The sequence below is a fragment of the Euzebyales bacterium genome, assembly GCA_035461305.1.
Lineage (GTDB): Bacteria > Actinomycetota > Nitriliruptoria > Euzebyales > JAHELV01 > JAHELV01.
The window spans coordinates 1-5238 of sequence record DATHVN010000170.1 but is presented as its reverse complement, the minus strand read 5'-3'; the positions used below and the strand labels follow the sequence as shown (position 1 = coordinate 5238).

General features: G+C 70.1%; 6 protein-coding genes. 5 read left to right on the top strand and 1 reads right to left on the bottom strand.

The window, feature by feature from the left end:
- Positions 1-436: 436 nt before the first annotated feature.
- Complete coding sequence (locus tag VK923_16060; GenBank protein ID HSJ46190.1) at positions 437-937, bottom strand: pyridoxamine 5'-phosphate oxidase family protein; 501 nt, start codon at positions 935-937, stop codon at positions 437-439.
- A 244-nt stretch (positions 938-1181) separates the two neighbouring features.
- Between VK923_16060 and VK923_16055 the strand changes: the two genes are divergently transcribed.
- From VK923_16055 to VK923_16035, 5 genes are all read left to right on the top strand, one after another.
- Positions 1182-1898 (top strand): ABC transporter ATP-binding protein, encoded by a 717-nt coding sequence (locus VK923_16055; protein HSJ46189.1) that lies wholly within the window; start codon positions 1182-1184, stop codon positions 1896-1898.
- Entirely contained in the window at positions 1895-2422 is a 528-nt protein-coding gene (locus VK923_16050) for an FtsX-like permease family protein (GenBank protein HSJ46188.1), read from the top strand. Before VK923_16055 ends, VK923_16050 begins: the two co-directional genes overlap by 4 nt.
- A gap of 68 nt (positions 2423-2490) precedes the next feature.
- On the top strand, positions 2491-3240 hold the full coding sequence (locus tag VK923_16045) for an FtsX-like permease family protein (protein HSJ46187.1): 750 nt from the start codon (positions 2491-2493) through the stop codon (positions 3238-3240).
- Entirely contained in the window at positions 3237-4475 is a 1239-nt protein-coding gene (locus tag VK923_16040; GenBank protein ID HSJ46186.1) for a sensor domain-containing protein, read from the top strand. Before VK923_16045 ends, VK923_16040 begins: the two co-directional genes overlap by 4 nt.
- Positions 4466-5197, top strand: a complete 732-nt coding sequence (locus VK923_16035; GenBank protein HSJ46185.1) for a response regulator transcription factor — start codon at positions 4466-4468, stop codon at positions 5195-5197. The genes VK923_16040 and VK923_16035 overlap by 10 nt, the downstream gene beginning before the upstream one ends.
- Positions 5198-5238 lie beyond the last annotated feature (41 nt).

The following is a 5238-nucleotide window of genomic DNA, read 5'->3' as shown; positions in this document are numbered from 1 at the left end:
CCGCCGCCGGGTGTGGCGCTGGCAGTGCCGTCGCGACGGCGGCGAGGACCTCGCTGACCGCCGCCCCGGGGGCAACGCCATCCACGGGCTGCTGGACTGGGAGATCGACGCCATCATGGCGCTGGCCGAGGAGTGGGGGCCGATCGACCGCTCGCACCGCAAGCTGGCGCATCGGGGGTTCCTACCTCGAGCGGGTGTTGGTGGCGCCCTCCACCGTGCGCCGCGTTCTCGCACGTCACGACGTCGATCTCCCCGCCCCGGCACCCCGGCCGCAGCGCGGGCCCCGCAAGCCCTGGCCCGACTGGGTCGAATACCGGCCCCGGCAGGTGTGGGGCTGGGACGTCGACCGCCACGGCCGGACCAATGAGGCACGCCGGTGAGGTCGGAACCGCGCCGCAGTTGGCTTCGAGACGTCACAGCCGGCGATTCGCGGCGATCACTCGAAGCGGTATCGGGTCTGCGCAAAGACACCCTTCGCGAATGCGAGCACCTTCACCGGAGCGACCTCGAAGACGATCGCGTCGCCGCCATCATGGTGGAACATCCCATCCTCAACCGTGAAGTCCCAGTCGCCCTGGTACTTACTTCGCCACAGGTCCGCGAGGGTGCGCAGGCGGCTGTCATCAGTGACGCGGACCGCGGTGCCCTCGACCACGAGGTCGAGGCCCTCCTTCCAGTGGTTGCATCCGGTCGTCAGCGCGACATGCGGATTCCGAGCGATGTTCACCACCTTCTGCTCGTCTTGGCCCGTGCAGAAGTGGAGCCGGTCCTCGTACCAGATCGCTGGCAGCGGGGTGACGTGCGGGTGCCCACCATCACGAACAGATGAGATCCAGAACAGCTCGGCCAGCTCGAGGACGCGAAGGGCGTCCGCCCATGGCGTCGCCGGCGCTGCTGGGTCTCCGAATCGAACGTCTTGTTCCGGTGCGGGTTCCATGCCGTGTACGACGGCAAGAGTTGTCCGGACTCATCGCTGATGAGTCCGGCACGCCATTGCGACGGCGTCCCCTACCGCGGTTGGTAGCGACGATGGCGTCGTTCTGTTGCGCGGCTCGGTGCCTCGCTCGCTACGCACGGATCGCCGACTCGGTGTCGCGCTCGTAGCACGGTGCGGTTGTCCGCACGAGGGGTGGTCGGCTCGCACGGTCGACTCAGCAACCGGGGGCGCGGACACTCAAGGTGTGAGCGATGTCGTTGAACTCGACCGGGTCGGGAGGACGTTCCGCAGCGACGAGGGATCGATCACGGCGCTCGCTGAGGTCACCCTGTCTATCTCGGCTGCGACGTTTGTGGCGGTCATGGGCGCCACCGGCTCCGGGAAGAGCACGCTGCTCCACTGCGCCGCCGGTCTGGACCGTCCTTCCAGCGGGACGGTGCGTCTGTGCGAGAGGGATCTCGGACGGATGAGCGAGCGCGCCATGGCCCGCGTCCGCCGGGAGCGCATCGGCTTCGTCTTCCAGTCATACAACCTCCTGTCCGAGCTGACGGTCGAGCAGAACGTGCTGCTGCCGCACCGGCTGGGCGCGCCGCTGTCGATGACGGTGGCGGACGCGCTCGGGCACGTCGGGCTGGTCGGGACTGAGCAGCGACCGGTCGGCGAGCTGTCGGGCGGGCAGCGCCAGCGCGTCGCAGTCGCGAGAGCGCTCATCACCGGCCCGGAGGTTGTCTTCGCCGACGAGCCGACTGGCGCGCTCGACCCGACAACCGGGCATCGCATCCTCGGGTTGCTGCGCTCGGCCGTCGACGACCGTGGGGTCACCGTGGTGATGGTGACCCACGATCCCTTGGCGGCGTGCGTGTCGGACCGGCTGGTGCTGCTGCGTGCCGGGCGCGTCGTCGCTGACCGGGTGACGCCGGATGCGGCCACGATCGCTGCCGAGCTTCGAGACGTCGCATGAGGACCGGCCTGGTGACGCAGGCGCTTCGGCGTCATCGATGGTCGCTGCTGGCGCCGGCATGTACGCAGGTTCTCGCCGCGTGCGTGATCAGCGGCATGGTGATGACGGCCTGGTCGCTGAGCCCGTCACAGCTGGCGCCGGCTGATCGTGCCGTCGTCGTTGCCTCGGAGATGGACGACGTGACGTCTGTCTTCCTCGGCGTCGCGATCTATCTGTCGATCATCATCGTCGGTGTCACCATGAACCTGGCGATCCAGCAACAGCTCGAGGACATCGCGCTCGTGCGGGTGGTGGGCGCTTCGCCCGGCCACGTCCGCCGCGCCGTCGCGCTGCAGGTGGCCGTGGTTGCCGTGCCAGCGTCACTGGCGGGGTGGCTGCTCGCGGTGCCGGCCGGGGCAGCGTGGATCGCCGCGCTGCGCGCCCACGGTGTGCTGCCCGCCACCGCGCGGCTCGCACCCCACGTCATGGCGTTGCCCATCGCAGTGGGGATCGTGCTGGCGACCTCGGTGGTCGGCGCGCCGTAGCCGCGCTACGCACGGCGCGGATCGCGCCAAGCGTCGCGCTGGCCGAGGCCGAGACGAGACGCCGGCCCATGGGCCGTAGCCGTGTCGTGGCAGGGACGACGCTCGTCGTCGGCGGCGCGGTTCTGTCGGCCGTGCTCTCCCAGATCGACCCCGCTCAGGCGGACGACGCGGCGTTCTTCGTGATGCTCGCCGAGTGCATCGGCATCGGCATGCTCGCACCCCTCGCGCTCGGCCGGGTCACAGCGCTGGTCCGCCGTGTCGCCGGCGAGGGAGTGACTCGCCTCGCTGTCGACAACCTCGAAACGATGACACGATCGCTGTCAGGCGCGCTCGTCCCCCTCGTGCTTGCCGCCGCCTTCACCGCGGTGAAGATCGCTGTTCACACCACGACCACTCGGGTCACAGGCGTGACCGGCACGGCCGCAGACGTTTGGACCGACTACGCGGGCACCGCGATCTACGCGACCTTCGCGGGCGTGGCCGCGCTGAACTGCCTGATAACCGTCGTCGTAAACCGGCATCGCGACCTCGCCGCGATGCAACTCCTCGGCGCAGATCGCCGGACGCTGATCGCGATGACGGCCCTCGAAGCCATGATCGTGACTGCCACCGCCGTCGTGCTCGCCGCCGGGGTTGCCGGCATCACGCTCACTCCCATACTGCACACCTCGCTCGGGCGCTGGCTGCCGTACTTCCCGCCCCTCGTCCCGGTCGCGGGTGTCGCACTCATAACATGCGTCGTCATCACCGGGATGGTGACGCCCGCCGTGGCAATGACCCGCGCCGCGCCGATCGGAGTCGTCGCAGCAGGCCCATGAGCGTCCCGTCAACCATCCTGGGTGCCCCCGTCGACGTGCGGTCCAGACGGGAAGCCGCCTACCTGGCGGCGACGCTCCCGCCCGCCATCCCCGCCTTCGCGTTGGCGCTCGTAGGCCTCGCCGCTTGCCTCTTCTCGGTCGTGGGCGTCGGGCTCCCGCTGCTCGCTGGCGTGCTCGCGCGCGCACGGGCATCTGGGACGCTCTTCCGTCGCCCGGGCCGAGCGACGGTCGGGTGGACATGGCCCTCGCCGAGACCGCTCGCCTCTCGCGGTCCGCTGCGCCGCGCTGGCGCGGTGCTCCGTGACGGCGATGCGTGGCGATGCCTGCTCTACTGCGGCCTCAAGCTGCCGCTCACTGCCGTCGGCGTGTACGGCGCGCTCGTCGGCTATGTGGTCGGAGCGCTCGGGGCGACGTACCCAGTGTGGTGGTTCGCCGCGCGCGGCACCTTCGGGGTGTTCGGCGACCGAGCTTGGGCCGGCACGTGGCCGCTCGCGCTCCAAGGAGTTGCCCTGCTCCTCGTCGCCCCCTGGTTCGTGCGCCTCGTCGTCACCGTCGACCACGCGCTCGTCGCGCGGCTGCTCACACCGAATCCCGCCCGAGCCCGCATCGCGGCTCTGGAGGCGAGCCGCGCCACCATCGCTGACGACGCGACCACGACGCTTCGGCGGATCGAGCGCGACCTTCACGACGGCACCCAGGCCCGGCTCGTCGCACTCGGTGTCGCTCTCTCGCGGCTGGAACCGAGGGTCACGGACCGCGAGGCCGAGACGATCGTCGCCTCCGCCCGGCAGCAGGTGCTCGACGCGCTCGAAGAACTCCGCGAGATCATCCGGGGTGTGTACCCGCCCGCGCTCGACGACGGACTATCCACCGCGCTCGCAACGCTTGCCGCCCTCAGCCCCGTACCGGTGGACCTACACGACGAGCTGCGCTGCCGGCCGACCGACACTCACGCGGCAGCTCTGTACTTCACCGCGGCCGAGCTGCTCACCAACATTGCTCGCCACGCCAGTGCCCACCACGCCCGCGTCGAGATCAGCGACACCGCCGACCGCATCTCGCTCGTCGTCCACGACGACGGCCGCGGCGGCGCCGGCCTCTCGTTCGACGGCACCGGCCTCGCCGGCGTCGCCCGCCGCGTACGCGCCCTCGATGGCACGATCACCGTCGACAGCCCACCGCGCGGCCCCACCACCGTCACCGTCAGCCTGCCCAAGGAACCCAGATGCGGGTGATCGTCGCCGAGGACAACGCACTACTGCGCGATCGCATCGTCCTGGTGTTGCGCGACCACGGCATCGACGTCGTCGCAGCGGTCAACGACGCCGACGACCTCCTCGCCGGTGTCGCCGAGCACGAACCCGACCTCGCCGTGGTCGACGTGCGCATGCCACCCACACAGACCGACGAGGGCGTGCGCGCCGCCATCGAGATCCGGCGTCAGCATCCCGGGACCGCGGTGCTCGTGTTCTCTCAATGGGTCGAAACCGACTACGCACGCCAGCTCCTCACGGAGCCTGCGAAGATCGGCTACCTACTCAAGGACCGCATCGTCACCACCGACCAGTTCATCGACGCCGCCCGTCGCGTCGCGGACGGCGGCACCGCGCTCGACCCAGAAGTCGTCCGCCAGCTGCTCGCACGACCCAGCGTCGACGCGGGCATCGCCCGTCTGACCGAGCGCGAGCGAGACATCCTCGCCCGACTCGCCGAGGGCCGCTCGAACCAAGCGATCGCCGAGGAACTCGGGCTGGCACTCCGCAGCATCGAAAAGCACGTGACCTCGATCTTCACCAAGCTCGACCTGCAGCCCGCAGCAACTGACCACCGCCGGGGTCCTCGCCGTGCTGCGCTACCTCGACGCCGACGGCCCATAGACGCGTTCGCTGGGGCGTACCGATCGATCGACATCCGGGCCATGCAACCCGGCGCCCGCATACTGATCATGCGCCCATAACACTCAGCGCCTCGCCCGCCTTGGGTGTCCTTGAACGCCGG